Source organism: Flavobacterium sp. CHNK8, assembly GCF_019774515.1.
Classification (GTDB): Bacteria; Bacteroidota; Bacteroidia; order Flavobacteriales; family Flavobacteriaceae; genus Flavobacterium; species Flavobacterium tiangeerense.
This window is the reverse complement of sequence record NZ_CP081492.1, coordinates 309,181-331,039: the sequence shown is the minus strand read 5'-3', so window position 1 is coordinate 331,039 and position 21,859 is coordinate 309,181. Positions and strand designations below refer to the sequence as shown.

At 38.5% G+C, this 21,859-nt stretch carries 8 protein-coding genes; all 8 read right to left on the bottom strand.

What is annotated here, in order from left to right:
• Window positions 1-27 precede the first annotated feature (27 nt).
• The 8 genes from K5V07_RS01305 to K5V07_RS01270 all read right to left on the bottom strand — a co-directional run bounded on the left by K5V07_RS01305 (window position 28) and on the right by K5V07_RS01270 (window position 21,838).
• The gene (locus K5V07_RS01305; RefSeq protein ID WP_221916041.1) at window positions 28-13,863 is read right to left on the bottom strand and encodes a gliding motility-associated C-terminal domain-containing protein; all 13,836 of its coding nucleotides are present in this window, start codon (window positions 13,861-13,863) and stop codon (window positions 28-30) included.
• Window positions 13,864-14,688: 825 nt separating this feature from the next.
• The gene (locus K5V07_RS01300) at window positions 14,689-15,405 is read right to left on the bottom strand and encodes a DsbA family protein (protein ID WP_221916040.1); all 717 of its coding nucleotides are present in this window, start codon (window positions 15,403-15,405) and stop codon (window positions 14,689-14,691) included.
• Between the two features lie 151 nt (window positions 15,406-15,556).
• Window positions 15,557-16,927, bottom strand: coding sequence for an NADH-quinone oxidoreductase subunit N (locus K5V07_RS01295; protein ID WP_221916039.1), 1,371 nt, complete (start codon window positions 16,925-16,927; stop codon window positions 15,557-15,559).
• 122 nt (window positions 16,928-17,049) lie between these two features.
• On the bottom strand, window positions 17,050-18,489 hold the full coding sequence (locus K5V07_RS01290) for a NuoM family protein (protein WP_221916038.1): 1,440 nt from the start codon (window positions 18,487-18,489) through the stop codon (window positions 17,050-17,052).
• 82 nt (window positions 18,490-18,571) lie between these two features.
• The gene (gene nuoL / locus K5V07_RS01285; protein ID WP_221916037.1) at window positions 18,572-20,452 is read right to left on the bottom strand and encodes an NADH-quinone oxidoreductase subunit L; all 1,881 of its coding nucleotides are present in this window, start codon (window positions 20,450-20,452) and stop codon (window positions 18,572-18,574) included.
• Window positions 20,453-20,458: 6 nt separating this feature from the next.
• The gene (gene nuoK / locus K5V07_RS01280) at window positions 20,459-20,779 is read right to left on the bottom strand and encodes an NADH-quinone oxidoreductase subunit NuoK (protein WP_066079401.1); all 321 of its coding nucleotides are present in this window, start codon (window positions 20,777-20,779) and stop codon (window positions 20,459-20,461) included.
• A 1-nt stretch (window position 20,780) separates the two neighbouring features.
• The gene (locus K5V07_RS01275) at window positions 20,781-21,293 is read right to left on the bottom strand and encodes an NADH-quinone oxidoreductase subunit J (protein WP_144893352.1); all 513 of its coding nucleotides are present in this window, start codon (window positions 21,291-21,293) and stop codon (window positions 20,781-20,783) included.
• The gene (locus tag K5V07_RS01270) at window positions 21,293-21,838 is read right to left on the bottom strand and encodes an NADH-quinone oxidoreductase subunit I (RefSeq protein ID WP_086453184.1); all 546 of its coding nucleotides are present in this window, start codon (window positions 21,836-21,838) and stop codon (window positions 21,293-21,295) included. The genes K5V07_RS01275 and K5V07_RS01270 overlap by 1 nt, the downstream gene beginning before the upstream one ends.
• Window positions 21,839-21,859: the final 21 nt, after the last annotated feature.

Below are 21,859 nucleotides of genomic sequence, written 5' to 3'. Positions count from 1 at the left end.
CATTTTTAAACTTATGAGCTTTATTTATTATCTGTTGATGTATAAGTATCCTGCTTTTTCAAAACTAGTGGCTGCACTGTCCTTATATCTCAAGATGTAATAATACGTTCCCTCTGGTAACTCTTCGGATTGTTTGATGGTTACTCTTCCTTCTGAAACGCCTCTAAAGGCTCTATCATCATTGTTGTATCCTGTTCTTTCAAATACTAAAACTCCCCAACGGTTGTATATCTCTACCGTATTGTCGCTGTAACATTCAAGTCCTCTAATGCGGAACACTTTGTTGTCTCCATTTCCATTTGGTGCTACTGCATTAAACACTTCGATCACGCATCCTTGAATAGCAAGTACAGTTGGTCTATCACTTAAAGCACTAGAATCATCTGATAAATCACTTACTACTAATCCTAGAGGCGTAACTCCTGTTGCGGTTGCTTGGTTGGTTACGCTTCCTAAATTGATGTCGGATTGTTTCAAGCGATACACTCCTTGATAGGCTGTATTGTTTGTCGCTCCTACTGGCAATAAAGATATGCTATTACCCGATAGTATCAAACCTGGTAAAACATCGGTAACCGTTACATTGTTTAATGGCGTGTTTCCTGTATTGCTTACCGCAAAACTGTAGGTAATGGTCTCTCCTGCTTGTGCAAAACCATCTCCATTTTCGTCATTGAATACGGCTGTTTTAACAATGGCAATCATTGGCGTTTCTGCAATAACAACTGTAACTGTGGCTGTGGTACAATTCAACGGATTAGAGCCCGTTTCACATACTTGATACGTAATGGTATACGTTCCTGCTATTGTATTTGGCGCTACGGTTAAGTTTCCATTAGCATCTATACTCAATGGACCACTTGTTACTGGCGTCACATCGGTATTGGCAGCTGTAACCGGCACTCCGTTAATGGTATCATTTGCTAGAACATTTCCTCCCGTGGCTGGTAGTGTATCATTATTGGCTACAATAACATTGTTTACCACCACCGTTGCGGTAGCTGTGGTGCAATTTGCTGGTGTTGCACCTACTTCACAGATTTGATACGTTATCGTATATGTGCCACTTGGGGTATTTGGTGCTACTGTTAAATTACCATTTGTATCTATACTCAATGGTCCATTTGTTACTGGAGTTACATCAGTATTAGCTGTAGTTACCGGTACTCCGTTTAACGTATCGTTACCTGTTACATTTCCTCCAGTAGATGGGAATGTATTGTTATTGGCTAAAATTGGGTTTGCTACAACTACTGTTGCAGTAGCTCGTGAACAATTTGATGGTGTTGCTCCTACTTCACAGATTTCATATACTACTGTGTATGTTCCTGATGGTGTGTTAGGAGCTACTGTCAAGTTTCCATTAGCATCTATACTCAATGGACCACTTGTTACTGGTGTTACATCGGTATTAGATGGTGTGGATGGTACGCCATTAACAGTATCATTTAATGTTACATTACCGCCTGTTGGTGGAAATGTAATGTTATTGGCAACAATGATATTGTTTACTACAACCGTTACTGTAGCTGTGGTACAGTTTGCAGGTGTCATTCCTGTTTGACAAATTTCATAAACGATAGTGTAGGTACCACTTGGTGTATTTGGCGCCAATGTTACATTTCCAGCAGTATCTATACTTAATGGACCATTATTTACTGGTGTCACAACAATATTTGTCATGGTTGCCGGTGCTCCATTTACACTATCATTTCCTAACACATTCCCTCCTGCTGCTGTAAAAGTATCATTACTAGCAACTAATGGATTTACATAATTAACAGTAACCGTAGCTGTGGTACAATTTACTGGTACCGCTCCTGCTTCACAAATTTCATACGTGATGGTGTACGTACCATTTGGTGTATTTGGCGCTACTGTTAAATTTCCATCTGCATCAATACTCAATGGTCCATTTGTTACTGGAGTTACATCAGTATTAACTATAGTTACCGGTACTCCATTTAAAGTATCGTTTGCTGTAACATTTCCTCCTGCAGATGGAATTGTATCTTCGTTAGCTATGATTGGATTGCTTACCACTACTGTAGCGGTTGCTTGCTTACAGTTTACTGGACTCGCGCCTACTTCACAGATTTCATAAACTACAGTGTAAGTTCCTGATGGGGTGTTCGCATTTACTGTAATACTTCCGTCTGCATTCAATGTCAAGCCTGCTGGAACGGTTATTCCTGTTAAGCTTACATTTCCTGGGTTAGTGCCTATTACTACTGGACTACCATCTAAAGTATCGTTACCAACAACACTTGCTGTGCTATCACCTACTGCTACTGCCGCTGGGGTATCATTTGATGCTACCAATGGGTTGCTTACCACTACTGTAGCAGTTGCTTGCTTACAGTTTAATGGGCTCGCGCCTACTTCACAGATTTCATAAACTACAGTGTAAGTTCCTGATGGGGTGTTCGCATTTACTGTAATACTTCCATCTGCATTCAATGTCAAGCCTGCTGGAACCGTGATACCTGTTAAGGCTACATTTCCTGGGTTAGTGCCTATTACTACTGGACTACCATCTAAAGTATCGTTACCAACAACACTTGCTGTGCTATCGCCTACTGAAACCGCTGCTGGTGTGTCGTTTACTGCTACCAATGGGTTGCTTACCACTACTGTAGCAGTTGCTTGCTTACAGTTTACTGGGCTCGCGCCTACTTCACAGATCTCATAAACTACAGTGTAAGTTCCTGATGGGGTGTTCGCATTTACTGTAATACTTCCATCTGCATTCAATGTCAAGCCTGCTGGAACCGTGATACCTGTTAAGCTTACATTTCCTGGGTTAGTGCCTATTACTACTGCTGCTGCATCTAAAGTATCGTTACCAACAACACTTGGTGTGCTATCACCTACTGAAACCGCTACTGGTGTATCGTTTACTGCTACCAATGGGTTGCTTACCACTACTGTAGCAGTTGCTTGCTTACAGTTTACTGGGCTCGCGCCTACTTCACAGATTTCATAAACAACTGTGTAAGTTCCTGATGGAGTGTTCGCATTTACTGTAATACTTCCGTCTGCATTCAATGTCAAGCCTGCTGGAACCGTGATACCTGTTAAGCTTACATTTCCTGGGTTAGTGCCTATTACTACTGCTGCTGCATCTAAAGTATCGTTACCAACAACACTTGGTGTGCTATCACCTACTGAAACCGCTGCTGGTGTGTCGTTATTGGCAACTAATGGATTGCTTACCACTACTGTAGCAGTTGCTTGCTTACAGTTTAATGGGCTTGCGCCTACTTCACAGATTTCATAAACTACAGTGTAAGTTCCTGATGGAGTGTTCGAATTTACTGTAATACTTCCGTCTGCATTCAATGTCAAGCCTGCTGGAACCGTGATTCCTGTTAAGCTTACATTTCCTGGGTTAGTGCCTATTACTACTGCTGCTGCATCTAAAGTATCGTTACCAACAACACTTGCTGTGCTCTCGCCTACTGAAACCGCTGCTGGTGTGTCGTTATTGGCAACTAATGGATTGCTTACCACTACTGTAGCAGTTGCTTGCTTACAGTTTACTGGGCTCGCGCCTACTTCACAGATCTCATAAACTACAGTGTAGCTTCCTGATGGGGTGTTCGCATTTACTGTAATACTTCCATCTGCATTCAATGTCAAGCCTGCTGGAACCGTGATTCCTGTTAAGCTTACATTTCCTGGGTTAGTGCCTATTACTACTGCTGCTGCATCTAAAGTATCGTTACCAACAACACTTGCTGTGCTGTCGCCTACTGAAACCGCTGCTGGTGTGTCGTTATTGGCAACTAATGGATTGCTTACCACTACTGTAGCAGTTGCTTGCTTACAGTTTACTGGGCTCGCGCCTACTTCACAGATCTCATAAACTACAGTGTAGCTTCCTGATGGGGTGTTCGCATTTACTGTAATACTTCCATCTGCATTCAATGTCAAGCCTGCTGGAACCGTGATTCCTGTTAAGCTTACATTTCCTGGGTTAGTGCCTATTACTACTGCTGCTGCATCTAAAGTATCGTTACCAACAACACTTGCTGTGCTATCGCCTACTGAAACCGCTGCTGGTGTGTCGTTATTGGCAACTAATGGATTGCTTACCACTACTGTAGCAGTTGCTTGCTTACAGTTTACTGGGCTTGCGCCTACTTCACAGATTTCATAAACTACAGTGTAAGTTCCTGATGGGGTGTTCGCATTTACTGTAATACTTCCATCTGCATTCAATGTCAAGCCTGCTGGAACGGTTATTCCTGTTAAGGCTACATTTCCTGGGTTAGTGCCTATTACTACTGCTGCTGCATCTAAAGTATCGTTACCAACAACACTTGCTGTGCTATCGCCTACTGCTACTGCCGCTGGGGTATCATTTGATGCTACCAATGGGTTGCTTACCACTACTGTTGCTTTACCGGTGTTACAGTTCGTTGGTACTACATTCAATCCTGTTGCTGGATTGGCCTCGCACAATTGATAAGTGATGCTGTACGTACCACTTGGGGTATTAGGCGCAACAGTTACTATCCCATCAGCATTAATACTCAATGGACCAGTGGTTAGTGGTGTTACATTGGTGTTAGTTGTTGTAGCTGCAACTAAGTTAAATATATCATTTGTTAGGGCATTTAAGGCCGTTACAACCGTATTGTTTGACCCAACAGTTACTGATGGATCGTCTACTGCATCTATTGGATTTAAAACTATAATGGTTGCTGTTGCTGTATTACAATTCGATGGTGTTACAGCCAATCCTGTTGATGGATTAACTTCACACAATTCATAGGTAATACTATAACTTCCACTTGGTGTATTTCCTGCTAATATTACTACACCATTTGAATCTATACTCAATGGACCTGAAGAAACTGGTGTAACATTCGTATTGGTCGGACTTACTAAAACAGTATTCAAAGTATCATTATCTGTTACATTAAACACTACTTTTGGATTTACTCCTGTGTTTACTGCAACTGGATTATCATCAACAGCATCAATTGGATTTAAAACAACCACTGTTGCTACGGCATTTGTACAATTAACAGGATCTGCTCCTGATTCACACAATTGATACGTAATGCTATAGGTTCCTGAAACTGTATTAGAAGCTAGTGTCAATTTCCCATCTGCATCAATACTTAATGGTCCCGTAGTGACTGGTGTAATATCTGTATTTACTGATGTAACTGCTATTCCATTTAAACTATCTGCTCCATTACTGTTATTAGCTAGCACATTTCCAACTGTTGTACCTACTGTCGTACTTGGAACTTGTATTGAGAAAGTATCATCAAATGCTACAATACTATTACTAATAAGGATTTTTGCATTGGCTATATCGCAGTTACCTGAATTTATCACTTCACATATTTGATAAAAAACCATATAGGTACCTGAAACCTGTCCAGCAGGAACCGTAATTGCACCATTGCTGTTCAGTATAAATCCTGCTGGAGCTGTTCCACTTAACGTTAATACAACATCTGATGGATTTAAAACTACTCCATTAAGGGTATCGTTATTCAATACTGATGTAGTAGTGCCTCCAATACCACCTGTATATGGTATTGCTGTAAAATCATCAACAATAGCATCAACTGCTGCTTGGAAAACGTTTACTGTTACTGATGCGGTGCTGCAATTAGCCGGATTTGAACCAATTTCACATATTTGATACTCCAGAGTTTGAGGTCCTGCAGGTGTACCTGGTGCTATTGTAATGGTACCGTCTGGATTTAAAGTTAATACCGGATTTAAAGCTATAGTTGTCAAAATCACATCAGTAGGATTGATAGGCGGAATTCCACTTAAAGTATCATTCCCCAAAACAGATCCTGTGGTAGCGCCTGGAAGCCCTCCAGTTGTATCAGGATTTGCTACTATAGCATTTAAAACTACAATCGTTGCTGTTGCTGTTGTACAATTTACAGGATTTGCTCCTACTTCACATATTTCGTATGTAATTGTATATGTACCTGAAGGTGTATTTGCTGCCAAAGTTATATCTCCATTACTAGCTATACTTAATGGCCCTGATATTTGTGGTGTGACATTAGTATTTGCATCTGTTACTGGATCTCCATGTAACGTATCATTTGATGTTACATTTAAAACAACTTTAGAAACTCCAGCAGTTGCTACTGTAAGGGGACCATCATTTGCTGAAAGTAATGGATTCTGAACTACAACTGTCGCTGTAGCAGAATCACAATTAGCTGGACTTGCACCAGATTCACACAACTGGTATGTTATTGTATAAGTTCCAGAAGCTGTGTTTGCTGCTAATATTAAATTACCGTCAACATCTACACTTAAAGGACCTGTAGTTATTGGTGTTACATCACTATTAGTTGCTGTAACGAATACTCCATTCAACCTATCATTTGATGTTACAATTTGTACGGTAACCGGCGTAGTAGCTGACGTAATTGTTGTTGGGCCGTCATTTACCGCATCTATTGGATTTAAAACTACTACAGTAGCCGTTGCATTATCACAATTCGATGGGCTTACATTCAATCCTGTTGATGAATTGGCTTCGCATAATTGGTAGGTGATGCTGTACGTACCACTTGGTGTATTGGCTGCAACGGTTACTATTCCGTTAGCATCAATGCTCAATGGTCCTGTCGTTAAGGGCGTTACATTGGTATTGGTCGTAGTTACTGCTAGGTTACTTAACGTATCATTTGTCAATGCGTTCAATGCCGTTACTACCGTGTTGTTTGATGCAACGGTTACCGATGGATCATTCACTGCATCTACTGGATTGTTTACCACGACTGTGGCTGTAGCGGTATCACAATTTGCTGGGCTTACATTCAATCCTGTTGATGGATTGGCTTCGCATAATTGGTAAGTAATGCTGTACGTGCCACTTGAGGTATTGGCAGCAACGGTTACTATTCCATCTGCATTAATGCTCAATGGACCTGTGGTTAATGGCGTTACATTTGTATTCGTAGTTGTAGCACCTAGGTTACTTAAGGTATCATTTGCTAAAGCGTTCAATACTGTTACAACCGTATTATTTGATACTACTGTTACTGATGGATCGGTTACCGCATCGATTGGATTGTTTACCACAACTGTTGCCGTAGCTGTACCACAATTAGCTGGGGTAGCTCCAACTTCACATAATTCATACATAATAGTGTACGTTCCGGTTGGTGTATTTGGAACAACAGTTAGATTTCCATTTGCATCAATACTCAATGGACCTGAAGTTACGGGTGTGACATCAGTGTTTGATGTAGTTACTGCCGTGCCATTTAGTGTATCATTGGACAATACATTGCCGCCTGTTGAAAGGATGTTATCATCATTGACACAAATTACATTAAAAATAATTATACTTGATGATGCTGCCGAGGTACATCCTGCTGCATTCGTTTGCGTGAAGGTATAGGTACCTGAATTGGCGGTTACTAATCCTGTACCCGATATGCTTACTACACTTGGCGTGAAAGTATAGGTATTGGATGCACTATAACCTGTGATTTGGAAACTGCCTGTTGCTGTGGCACATGTTGGTTGTGTAACTGTTCCTGCTGTTGGATCTGCTGGTGTAGCGGGTTGTGCATTAACAACAATACTTGATGATGCTGCCGAGGTACATCCTGCTGCATTCGTTTGTGTAAAGGTATACGTTCCTGAATTGGCGGTTACTAATCCTGTACCCGATATACTTACCACACTTGGTGTGAAAGCATACGTATTGGATGCACTATAACCTGTGATTTGGAAACTGCCTGTTGCAGTTGCACATGTTGGCTGTGTAACTGTTCCTGCTGTTGGCGCTGCTGGTGTAGCGGGTTGTGCATTAACAACAATGTTTGATGATGCTGCCGAAGTACATCCTGCTGCATTCGTTTGTGTAAAGGTGTACGTGCCTGAATTGGCGGTTACTAATCCTGTACCCGATATACTTACCACACTTGGTGTGAAAGCATACGTATTGGATGCACTATAACCTGTGATTTGGAAACTGCCTGTTGCTGTGGCACATGTTGGTTGTGTAACTGTTCCTGCTGTTGGAGCTGCTGGTGTAGCGGGTTGTGCATTAACAACAATACTTGATGATGCTGCCGAGGTACATCCTGCTGCATTCGTTTGCGTGAAGGTATAGGTTCCTGAATTGGCGGTTACTAATCCTGTACCAGATATGCTTACTACACTTGGTGTGAAAGCATACGTATTGGATGCACTATAACCTGTGATTTGGAAACTGCCTGTTGCTGTGGCACATGTTGGCTGTGTAACTGTTCCTGCTGTTGGAGCTGCTGGTGTAGCGGGTTGTGCATTAACAACAATACTTGATGATGCTGACGAGGTACATCCTGCTGCATTCGTTTGCGTGAAGGTATAGGTTCCTGAATTGGCGGTTACTAATCCTGTACCAGATATGCTTACTACACTTGGTGTGAAAGTATAGGTATTGGATGCACTATAGCCTGTAATTTGGAAACTGCCTGTTGCTGTGGCACATGTTGGCTGCGTAACTGTTCCTGCTGTTGGCGCTGCTGGTGTAGCGGGTTGTGCATTAACAACAATGTTTGATGATGCTGGCGAAGTACATCCTGCTGCATTCGTTTGTGTAAAGGTGTACGTGCCTGAATTGGCGGTTACTAATCCTGTACCCGATATACTTACCACACTTGGTGTGAAAGCATACGTATTGGATGCACTATAACCTGTGATTTGGAAACTGCCTGTTGCTGTGGCACATGTTGGTTGTGTAACTGTTCCTGCTGTTGGAGCTGCTGGTGTAGCGGGTTGTGCATTAACAACAATACTTGATGATGCTGCCGAGGTACATCCTGCTGCATTCGTTTGTGTAAAGGTATACGTTCCTGAATTGGCGGTTACTAATCCTGTACCCGATATACTTACCACACTTGGTGTGAAAGCATACGTATTGGATGCACTATAACCTGTGATTTGGAAACTGCCTGTTGCAGTTGCACATGTTGGCTGTGTAACTGTTCCTGCTGTTGGCGCTGCTGGTGTAGCGGGTTGTGCATTAACAACAATGTTTGATGATGCTGGCGAAGTACATCCTGCTGCATTCGTTTGTGTAAAGGTGTACGTGCCTGAATTGGCGGTTACTAATCCTGTACCCGATATACTTACCACACTTGGTGTGAAAGCATACGTATTGGATGCACTATAACCTGTGATTTGGAAACTGCCTGTTGCAGTTGCACATGTTGGTTGTGTAACTGTTCCTGCTGTTGGAGCTGCTGGTGTAGCGGGTTGTGCATTAACAACAATACTTGATGATGCTGACGAAGTACATCCTGCTGCATTCGTTTGCGTGAAGGTATAGGTACCTGAATTGGCGGTTACTAATCCTGTACCCGATATACTTACCACACTTGGCGTAAAAGCATAGGTATTGGATGCAGTATAACCTGTGATTTGGAAACTGCCTGTTGCAGTTGCACATGTTGGTTGTGTAACTGTTCCTGCTGTTGGAGCTGCTGGTGTAGCGGGTTGTGCATTAACAACAATACTTGATGATGCTGCCGAGGTACATCCTGCTGCATTCGTTTGCGTGAAGGTATAGGTTCCTGAATTGGCGGTTACTAATCCTGTACCAGATATGCTTACTACACTTGGTGTGAAAGCATACGTATTGGATGCACTATAACCTGTGATTTGGAAACTGCCTGTTGCAGTTGCACATGTTGGCTGTGTAACTGTTCCTGCTGTTGGAGCTGCTGGTGTAGCGGGTTGTGCATTAACAACAATACTTGATGATGCTGCCGAGGTACATCCTGCTGCATTCGTTTGCGTGAAGGTGTACGTGCCTGAATTGGCGGTTACTAATCCTGTACCCGATATACTTACCACACTTGGCGTGAAAGTATAGGTATTGGATGCAGTATAACCTGTGATTTGGAAACTGCCTGTTGCAGTTGCACATGTTGGTTGTGTAACTGTTCCTGCTGTTGGAGCTGCTGGTGTAGCGGGTTGTGCATTAACAACAATACTTGATGATGCTGACGAGGTACATCCTGCTGCATTCGTTTGCGTGAAGGTATAGGTACCTGAATTGGCGGTTACTAATCCTGTACCAGATATACTTACCACACTTGGCGTGAAAGTATAGGTATTGGATGCAGTATAACCTGTGATTTGGAAACTGCCTGTTGCTGTGGCACATGTTGGTTGTGTAACTGTTCCTGCTGTTGGAGCTGCTGGTGTAGCGGGTTGTGCATTAACAACAATACTTGATGATGCTGCCGAGGTACATCCTGCTGCATTCGTTTGCGTGAAGGTATAGGTTCCTGAATTGGCGGTTACTAATCCTGTACCAGATATGCTTACTACACTTGGTGTGAAAGCATACGTATTGGATGCAGTATAACCTGTGATTTGGAAACTGCCTGTTGCAGTTGCACATGTTGGTTGTGTAACTGTTCCTGCTGTTGGAGCTGCTGGTGTAGCGGGTTGTGCATTAACAACAATACTTGATGATGCTGCCGAGGTACATCCTGCTGCATTCGTTTGCGTGAAGGTATAGGTTCCTGAATTGGCGGTTACTAATCCTGTACCAGATATGCTTACTACACTTGGTGTGAAAGCATACGTATTGGATGCACTATAACCTGTGATTTGGAAACTGCCTGTTGCAGTTGCACATGTTGGTTGTGTAACTGTTCCTGCTGTTGGAGCTGCTGGTGTAGCGGGTTGTGCATTAACAACAATACTTGATGATGCTGCCGAGGTACATCCTGCTGCATTCGTTTGCGTGAAGGTATAGGTTCCTGAATTGGCGGTTACTAATCCTGTACCAGATATGCTTACTACACTTGGTGTGAAAGTATAGGTATTGGATGCACTATAGCCTGTAATCTGGAAACTGCCTGTTGCAGTTGCACATGTTGGTTGTGTAACTGTTCCTGCTGTTGGAGCTGCTGGTGTAGCGGGTTGTGCATTAACAACAATACTTGATGATGCTGCCGAGGTACATCCTGCTGCATTCGTTTGTGTAAAGGTATACGTTCCTGAATTGGCGGTTACTAATCCTGTACCCGATATACTTACCACACTTGGTGTGAAAGTATAGGTATTGGATGCACTATAGCCTGTAATTTGGAAACTACCTGTTGCTGTGGCACATGTTGGCTGCGTAACTGTTCCTGCTGTTGGGGCTGCTGGTGTAGCGGGTTGTGCATTAACAACAATGTTTGATGATGCTGGCGAAGTACATCCTGCTGCATTCGTTTGTGTAAAGGTGTACGTGCCTGAATTGGCGGTTACTAATCCTGTACCCGATATACTTACCACACTTGGTGTGAAAGCATACGTATTGGATGCACTATAACCTGTGATTTGGAAACTGCCTGTTGCTGTGGCACATGTTGGTTGTGTAACTGTTCCTGCTGTTGGAGCTGCTGGTGTAGCGGGTTGTGCATTAACAACAATACTTGATGATGCTGCCGAGGTACATCCTGCTGCATTCGTTTGCGTGAAGGTATAGGTTCCTGAATTGGCGGTTACTAATCCTGTACCAGATATGCTTACTACACTTGGTGTGAAAGCATACGTATTGGATGCACTATAACCTGTGATTTGGAAACTGCCTGTTGCTGTGGCACATGTTGGCTGCGTAACTGTTCCTGCTGTTGGGGCTGCTGGGGTTTGCGAAGGATTCACACTAAAAGCACTTGATGCGTTTGAAGTACATCCACCACCTCCTGTAGTAGCAGTAACTGTATAGGACGTATTTGGAGTCAAATTGCTAATTACACCTCCGGCTCCCACAGTAGGGCCGGCAGGTGAAACTGTATAGGCAAATGAACTATCGTAATTTGTAATTGTCGCAGTTCCTTGACTAGCACAAGTTGCTGCACCTGTTGCAATGGTAGGTGCAGCAGGTGGTGTACATGTTATTGTTATAATTAGATTTGCAGTAGCTATATTACCCGAACCTGGAATATTGTCACTTATTGAATACGGTATTGAGTCTGTAAGAGTTTGACCAGAAGTTAATGCTAAAACAGCTGGATTACTAGAATTTAAAGTATAAGTATAACTACCGTTAGCATAAATAATAAAAGTTCCATAGGTTCCGGCAACAGGCACTCCCACATTAGTTGTCAAACCGTTAACTCGTAAGACCCCAGAAGCCTCATCGTCTTGCCAAACCAAATCAGTTAAACCTGCAATTTGACCTCCAGGATCCGGTGCAGTTACATTAGGGCCGTAGTTATAATAAAATTCTAACTTGTCAATAGGCCTATTAAATGAAATAGTTACATTTCCATGTGCATCATTAGCAGGAACACTTCCTGTCCCATAAAATGTATCTGAACCTGTTTGCACTATTGAACCAGCAACTTGTTTATTGTAAGTAACAGTTGCCCCTGCCAATGTCCCGACTACGCGCATTTGATCTTGCCAAGTATTACTTTGTGAAAAATCAATATCAGATAAGGTAAAAGAAATATTAGTAACAGATTTACTAAAGTTAATAGTAAATTTATTATCCCCTGCTGGATTAACAGCAGGATCAGAAGCAAAATAAAAATAACCAGGATGACCACCATTTGTTCCAAAATTAACAGTCTGATTATTTGTTCCTCCAACTCCCACAGGGGTATCTTGAACAAAAGAAAGATTTACACCTCCTAGAGTTCTTGTTGTACCATTCACGGTTGCACCATCTGTATATTGAGATTCCCAAACAAATAATGATGTATTCCTGTCCAGCCTATCTGACCCTAAACCTGTATCATCAGATATAACATTACCAGTCGCTACAGTACTGCTCCCTACAGTAACATTATTAGTATTATCAGTTGCCACTGGTGGTTCTGTTACTCCGTTTATAGTAACCGTCAAATAACCAAAATCAAAATTCCCTGCAACATCTTTAACTTGATAAGAAATAATATCAGTGATTGAGACACCGGTCTTTAAACCTTTTACTGTGGTATTATTGACATCAACATTATATGAATATGTACCATTACTTTGTACTGTAATAGTCCCGAAGGTAGTAGTATATGCCGATCCTACACTGGCTGCGTATCCATGTACCTCGGTAATAGTTCTTGTATCACCTGGAGTTGGATCTGTATCATTACTACTTAGATTACCTGCTATTGCTGCAACAGAATTTGCTGCTACAGAATTTACATCATCAACTGCTACAGGTGGACGAGTAAGTCTAATCTCGGTGTACGCAGTCAAAGTGTTATTGGGATCTGTAACTGAGACCACCATATATCTTGAACCCTCTGTAACGGTTACTCCTGAATGCGCATATAAGGTGTTTCTTAATAGCGCCTGCAAATTGGCCACATCAATCGGTAAACCTCCCTGATCAGTTATATCAAACACACCTGTAGAAACATTGTGTGTTATTCTGAAGTTATTTGAACCATAAACCGTATTCGAAACAGTTGCAGAGGTTCCATTGATAAAGTATGTATTTACTGTTGACCCATTACTAGCTAAAAATCGAACAAGATCGTTTGCATTTTGAACACCAGCAGGTACACCTGTTGAGCTAGTAGAAAAAGTTAGCTTTGCACTTGTTACAGTTCCGGTGGAGCTCGTTATACTAATACCTGTACTTACCGTCGAATATAAAAAACCGACATTAGCTAATACAAGGTGATTCACCCCTGCTGCTGTACCATTTAAGTCTAAAGCAGATACAGTTAAAGCACCACTTGTTTTAAAAACAGAACCACTAATGGATTTCTTACTGGACTTAGATACAGATTCGCTACTAGTATCAAGAGAACCACTGTCTCGAAACAAAGTAGAAGTATCAAAAATCTTTAAATCGCTTATAGGATCTTGTACTTGTCCATAACCAAAAGGAGCTACAAGAAAGGAAACTAGCAACAAAAAACACAATTTAAATCTTTTGCAATCAAGCAAAACCGAGATTTGGAGGTAATTTTGAAACATAAAATTGGTTTTATATTTTAATACTATATCAATGTAAATAGTTTATTGTTTAAGTTCTATATGTATGGCTAAACCAAGTTTTCGTTTTCAGAAAATCTCATTAACCTTATAATAGAAGTACGTTAAAATCTTGTTAACGGTTTCAGAAATAAATTTAAAAAGTAAAGTTTTTGACATTTTCTTTACACATACCACTTATAAAATAGTTAATCACATTTATTTTAACAAAAAACAACTTAAATTCTTTGTCTATAATAGAATTAGATTATATTCCTTTATAAAAACGGTAAAAGCATAATGAAAAAAATGACATACAATTTAAAAATTCCGTAAATCGCACACTTTGATCTACTTAAATTTAAAAATTGGTTACGGATTTGCAGGAATAAAATAGACGAATGGCATTAAAGTATCGACGAGTGGGCCTATAAGTGATGTATAGACCTAATTATATACTTCAATTAAAGAGAGTATTTAAAAAGGTTACTACCACATAAAAAAATAAGAATCTACTATAAAAAAACTTGAATTAAGAAATAAAAAAGATTGCATAACATACAACATATAGTAAAATTTTAAAAAAGGGTCTAGATTTGACCTTGAGATAAGTATTCAGAAAAAGGTTAATGAAATACAACAAACTGCTTGTAAATCCTCAACCAATTCTTGACTAAGTATAAAAAAAGGGTTCAACTTAAATTAAAAGTTAAACCCCTATATATTAAACGTAAATACGTTTTAAGATTGTGACATAAAACGTATTTAATCACAACCTTCAACTCCACAACTGTTGCCTTCATTAGTATTCAGAACAGTAACTTTAGAATCAAATGTACCTTCATCCCAAACTTTTTGAAGTGTTTTTAAAAAGGTTTCCTCATGCTGTGCTCCAGATATGGCATACTTGGAATCAAAAACAAAAAAGGGAACTCCTTGAACACCGATGTTTTGCGCCTCCAACATGTCTTTTTGCACTTCATCAGCAAAAGCATTCGTTTGTAAAACTTCATCAATAGTCTCTGCATTCAATCCTACTTCAAGTGCCATATTTTTTAGCACGTTAAGGTCATTGATATCTTTACCATCTGTCAAATATGCTTTAAACAAAAGCTCTTTCAAAGCATCGGCACAATTGAACTTTTTGGCTAAATGCAATAATCGATGTGCATGCTGAGAATTAGCCATGATAGCTTTTTCAAAATGAAAATCTAAACCAGAATTCTTGGCATTTTGAGTCATACTATCCAGCATCTCTTGAGCCCAAACTTCATCTTTTCTATATTTATCGGCTAAATGTTCTACTAAACTATCATCAGGAGAAGCCACAAAATTAGGGTCTAGTTGAAAACTTTTCCACTCAATTTCCACAGCATCTTTGTGCTCGAAATTTTGCAAAGCACCTTCTATTCTTCTTTTTCCAATGTAACAATACGGACACATGATATCCGACCAGATTTGTATTTTTAAAGTATTTCCCATAATATTATATTTAGAAAGCAATTATGTAATTTGTATATACAAATTTATAAAAATATATCCAGAGCCAGCATAGTTATAACGTTAAGGCATTCATAAAAAAAACCATCAAAATTACTCTTGATGGTTCTGTTTTAGAATATGTAAATTTGGCTTAAGCCAATATATCTAATACTAATGATGGAAATAAACCTAAAGCAATATTCAACACAATAGCAATAACTGCCACGGCATAAATAATTACTGGAGTTCCTTTTCGCTCTTCATTGGCATCTTTAGTATACATGGCTAAAATTAATTTGAAGTAATAGCCCACACTTATAATTGAGTTCACAACAGCTACAATGACTAAAGCCAAATAACCCGCTTGAATGGTTTCACTAAACAAAACTAATTTTGCAAAGAAACCTGCAAAAATAGGAATACCAGCCATAGATAATAATGAAGCAGTTAGGATTGCAGCAAGTATTGGATTTGTTTTTCCAAGTCCGTGAAAATTTACAATATCCTCGTTATCTCTATTTTTACAAACATATAGCAACACACTAAAAGCAGCCATTCCAGCAAGAGAATATGCTGAAGCATAGTACAACAAGCTACCTGCAGAAGTAGAAAGACTTAACAAGGTCATTAACATAAAACCTGCATGAGATATCCCCGAAAAAGCAAGCATACGCTTTACATTAGTTTGTCTCAATGCCATGATATTACCCACAGTCATAGACGCCATAGATATAACAACTACTATTATTTTAAAAGCTTCGGTCATATCTGCATTCAACACAGAAAGTAATTTATACAAAGTAGCCATCGCCACAACTTTTGCTAGTGTACTCATTAAAGCGGTAGTTAATGCTGGTGAACCCTCATACACATCTGGAGCCCAAAAGTGAAAAGGAACAGCTGCTACTTTGAACAACATTCCAATAGTAAGCAATACAATACCAATAGGAAACCAAACTGGCAATTCAGCAGAACGGGAAAGCTCAGAAATTTCAATAACATCAAAACTTCCCATGGCTCCATAAATTAAACAAATTCCAAAAAGAATAATTCCAGAAGCAAAAGATCCCATCAAGAAATATTTCATTCCAGCCTCATTACTTTTCAAATTCATTCGATCACTAGCAGCAAGAATGTAGAGAGCAATTGATAAAACTTCGATCCCTAAAAAGAACATAGCAAGATTTCCAAAGGAAACCATAGCAACTGCTCCAGCTAATAAGAAAATTTTAATAGCAATAAAATCGGAAATTTTAGATTGGTGATTTTCATAAAAATTATGACCTAGGGCAATTAAAAAAATTGTCAAAACAATAAACAAACATGAAAACGCAGATGAGAATGTACTTACTGCAATCATATTGTTGTAATAACTTTCGGCCGTATTAAACTCAGAAACTGTTAAGCCCAAAACTGCTAATAAACCCAATATAGAAATTGGTACAATTGCTTTTCTAAGGTTAAAAATTTCGAACAAAAGGCATAAAACACCTAATCCTATTATAGCTATTAATGTATTCATTTGTTGATTGTTTGATTTAGGATTTACACAATAGAATGAAAAAACAACTAATGTTAAAATCTATAAACCTAATTAATTTGTATTTCTTTTATTTTGATCTAAAATGTTATGCTTCTTGCGTACTAATACCTTTGCGTTAACAAAAGAATTTGTTCTAATGCTGGTGTTATCAAATCATTAATTGGTTTTGGATACATCCCAAAAAAGAATAAAACACCAACTATAATTAACAACGATACGGTCTCACTTGCTGTAACATCTGTAAAAACTTTAGAGTTAGTTTCACCCAACATAGCGTGTTGAAACATTTTTAACATGTAGTATGCACCTAATATAATGGTTGTACCACCCACAACTGCAAACCAAATATTCACTGTTGATAAACCATACAACACGGTAAATTCACCTATAAAGTTAAACGTAGTAGGCAAAGCCACTGATGCTAAAACTAAAATTAAAAACAAAGAAGTAAATTTTGGCGCTTGTGCACGAATACCTCCCATTTCTGAAATTACTCTTGTTTCATATCTTCTAGAAATGATTTCAGCAACAAAAAACAAACCTACCACAACAAATCCGTGAGCAATCATTTGTAAAACTGCACCTCTAAAACCATCAAGGTTCAAAGCATAAGTACCAGAGGCAATCAAACCAACGTGTGCCAAGGAGGAATACGCTAATAACTTTTTTAAGTCTCTTTGTTTTAAGGCTACAATTGAACCATACACAACTCCCACTAGCCCTATACCAATAAGCAAATATTTATATTCATGAGCTGTTACTGGTGCTAATGGCAATTGCCAACGTATTACACTGTATAAACCCATCTTTAACATGATACCTGACAAAAGCATAGTTCCTACAGTTGGGGCTTTTTGGTACACAGTAGCTTGCCAAGTATGGAAGGGTATTAAAGGAATTTTTATAGCATACGCCAAGAAGAAGGCTAGAAAAATCCAAAATTGCTCTGCACTAGATAAATTTAATGCATATAGATCTTGGATTAAAAAACTACCAGCTTTTTGGTACAAATACACAAAAGCCACTAACATAAACAAAGATCCTGCTAAGGTATAAATGAAAAACTTTACAACAGCTTTTTTACGTTCATCAGCATTACCGTTACCCCAAATAAGAGCTATAAAATAAATAGGCACTAACGCTAATTCCCAAAAGATATAATAAAGCAATCCATCAGAAGCTAAAAAAGTACCCACCATAGCAAAGGACATAAACAAGACCAATGCATAAAAAGATTTTGAATTTTGATATTGATTCCCAAATGATGAAAAAATAATAATGGGTGTCAAAATAGTAGTTAATAAAAGCATTACTAAAGACAAACCATCTGCCGTTAAAGCGAAAGAAACTGCTGGCTTACTAATCCATGGACTTATAAAATTAATATTTACACCAGCATTATATTGATTGAGCAACAGAAAAGAAGCTACAGCTGAAACTAACCCAAAAAACAAAGCTACTTTTGAAGCTAACTTATTACCAACTAATAAGGTTGCAAAGGCACCAATCAAAAGTATAATTAAAATTAGAGATACGTTCATTTGAAAATTTTTAATGATTTCAAAAGCCACTCATCATGACTTTTAAAAGATATTTAATATTACTGAAATTTATAATCTAACACTAAACCAGAAACAAGTAGGATACAATGGCACACAATCCTAATACAAAAACGAAAAGATATAATCCAATACTTCCACTTTGAATTTTTTTGCCTTGGTAACTGATTTCATTTGTTACTTTTCCAAAACCGAAAACAATTGCTGATAATCCCGTTTCTACAGTATCTCTAAAAAAACGAGACAATACATTAATTGGCTTCACGAATAAGAAATCATATCCTTCATCAACATAATATTTATTGTAAAGTACTTTTGCAAATCCAGTGATACTTTCATCTGAAGTAGGAACCGAATTTTGTTTGATATATTTACTGTAAGCGATTCCTATTCCTACCAATCCACCAACAACAGCAATTGCCATTAAAATGTATTCTGTAGTTCCAAGATGGTGTTCTGCAGTAGCTAATTTTGGTAAAATTGGAATCAAATAATGATTCAACCAACTGTTTCCAGGCAAACTAATCACACCTCCAATTGTAGCCAATATTGCTAAAATAACTAAGGGTGCAGTGATTAACGCAGGACTTTCATGCAGATGATGTTTTTGTTCAGCAGTACCTCTAAATTCTTTATAGAATGTTAAAAACATCAAACGGAACATATAAAATGCAGTCATTATAGAAGCAATAGAAGCAACTACCCATAACGGGATATTATGATGGAATGCTACCAATAAAATTTCGTCTTTCGAGAAAAAACCTGAGAATAATGGAACTCCAGATATTGCTAAAGAAGCAATTAACATGGTTGCAAAAGTAATTGGCATAGCTTTTTTCAAGCCACCCATATTGCGCATATCTTGTTCTCCGTGCAATGCATGAATAACTGATCCTGAACCTAAGAACAAACAAGCCTTGAAAAAAGCGTGCGTGATTACGTGAAAAACAGCCACTTCATAAGCTCCTAAACCTAATGCTAAGAACATCAAACCTAACTGCGAAACTGTAGAATAAGCCAAAACTTTTTTGATATCATTTTGAACTAAACCAATAGTGGCAGCGACAAGAGCTGTTGCAGCACCTACTATAGCAATAACATGTTGCACTTCTGGTAATAAATCAAATACAAAATTCAATCTCGTGATCATGAATATACCAGCAGTTACCATCGTAGCAGCATGTATTAATGCTGAAACTGGTGTTGGCCCTGCCATCGCATCAGGCAACCAAGTATACAAAGGAATTTGTGCCGATTTACCACAAGCACCTATAAACAATGTAAAACCCGCTACTGTTAACCAATATAAATCAAGATTAGTTGCACCAGTAATTGCCGTTTTTAAGGTAGTATAATCTAATGTAGAAAATAAATTACCTACAATGAATATCCCTATCAATAATCCTAAATCACCAATACGGTTAATGATGAATGCTTTCTTAGCTGCATCATTGTATTCTTGGTTTTTATACCAAAAACCAATTAGCAAATACGAACAAAGACCTACGCCTTCCCAACCGATGAACATGACTAATAAATTACTTCCTACAACCAGTGTGATCATAAAAAATACAAACAAATTCAAATACGCAAAAAACTTGTGCATATTATCATCTTCATGCATGTAACTGATAGAATACAAATGAATCAAAGATCCAATTCCTGTTACAAATAGCAACCATAAAATAGAAAGTTGATCTAATAAAAATCCAAAATCAACTTTGAAATTACTGATTTGAATCCAATCAAAAAGTGAAATTCGAAAACCACTTGGCTGCGCTGCATTAGCACCAAAGAAAAAACAAGCAGCAATAAAAGAAATGAAAACTGCAAGCGTACCTACAATTCCAGAAACTGTTTTACCTAGGCTTTTGCCAAAGAAAACATTAATTAAAAATCCTAAAAAAGGAGCGAGAACTAAAACTAAAGCTATATTGGTATTCATTTCCATTTATCCTTTTAAGTTTTTTAAATTATCAATTGTAATGGAACCTAAATTTCTAAAAATAGAAACTAGAATGGCCAATCCTACCGCTACTTCTGCTGCAGCAACTGCCATAGAGAAAAACACAAAAACCTGTCCTTGCGCATCTTGATGGTACGTTGAAAAAGCAACAAATAACAAGTTAACGGCATTCAACATAATTTCAATTGACATAAATACAATGATAGCATTTCGTCTGTACAAAACTCCAAAAACACCAATACAAAAAAGTATTACGCTCAGGAAAATATAGTTTTCTATACCAATGTGGTTTAAAATATTATTCATTTTATTTTTGCAATTTTTCTTTTTTAGACAATAACACAGTTCCTATCATCGCAACCAATAGTAATATAGAAGCAAATTCAAACGGAACCATATATTCATTCAAGAGTATTTTACCCAATACTTTTATAGATTGATAATCTTCACCCGTAGTTACATACTCCCCTACAATAGGTTTTGAATTGATAAATATCGCAATCAATACTAAACAAATCAAACAAAAAGAAACTATCGCTCCCAATCGTGTAATTCTCGGTCGGTGAACTTCTTTTTCCTCGTTCAGATTCATCAACATAATCGTAAATAAAAACAAAATCATGATAGCTCCAGAGTAGACAATAACATGTACTATGGCTAAGAATTGCGAGTTTAATAACAAATAATGACCTGCAATAGAAAAGAAACAAATCACTAAATAAATAGCACTATGTATTGGGTTTCTACTAAAGATGGTTAAAAAAGCAGTTGCTAAAGTGATAGCAGCCAATACACAAAAAATTATAAGTATTGTAGACATTAGTTAGCGTTTTTTAGTTGAGCATTTTGAATTGCCATTTCAAGCGGCATCACTAGTTTATCTTTACCAAAGATAAAATCTTCTCTCTCATAACTAGCCGGAACAAGAACTTTAGATGTGGTTAGGTAAATTGCGTCTTTCGGACAAGCCTCTTCGCACAACCCGCAAAAAATGCAACGCAACATATTGATTTCATATATCGAAGCATATTTTTCCTCACGGTATAAGTGTTTTTCATCCGCTTTTCTTTCCTCAGCTTTCATCGTGATGGCTTCAGCAGGACAAGAAAGAGCACACAAACCACATGCTGTACAATTTTCTCTACCTTGCTCATCTCGTTTCAACATGTGCTGTCCACGATACACCGGACTCATTTTTCGTACTTGCTCAGGGTACTGAATGGTAACTTTTCTAGTAAATAAATGCTGGATTGTAATTATCAATCCCTTGATAATCGCTACAAGATACATTCTTTCCCAAAAAGTCATCTCTTTGTTAGAGACTAACTTTTTTCTTCCCGATAAGGATATACTTTCTATTGACATTTTTTATTTTTATTTGAAGCT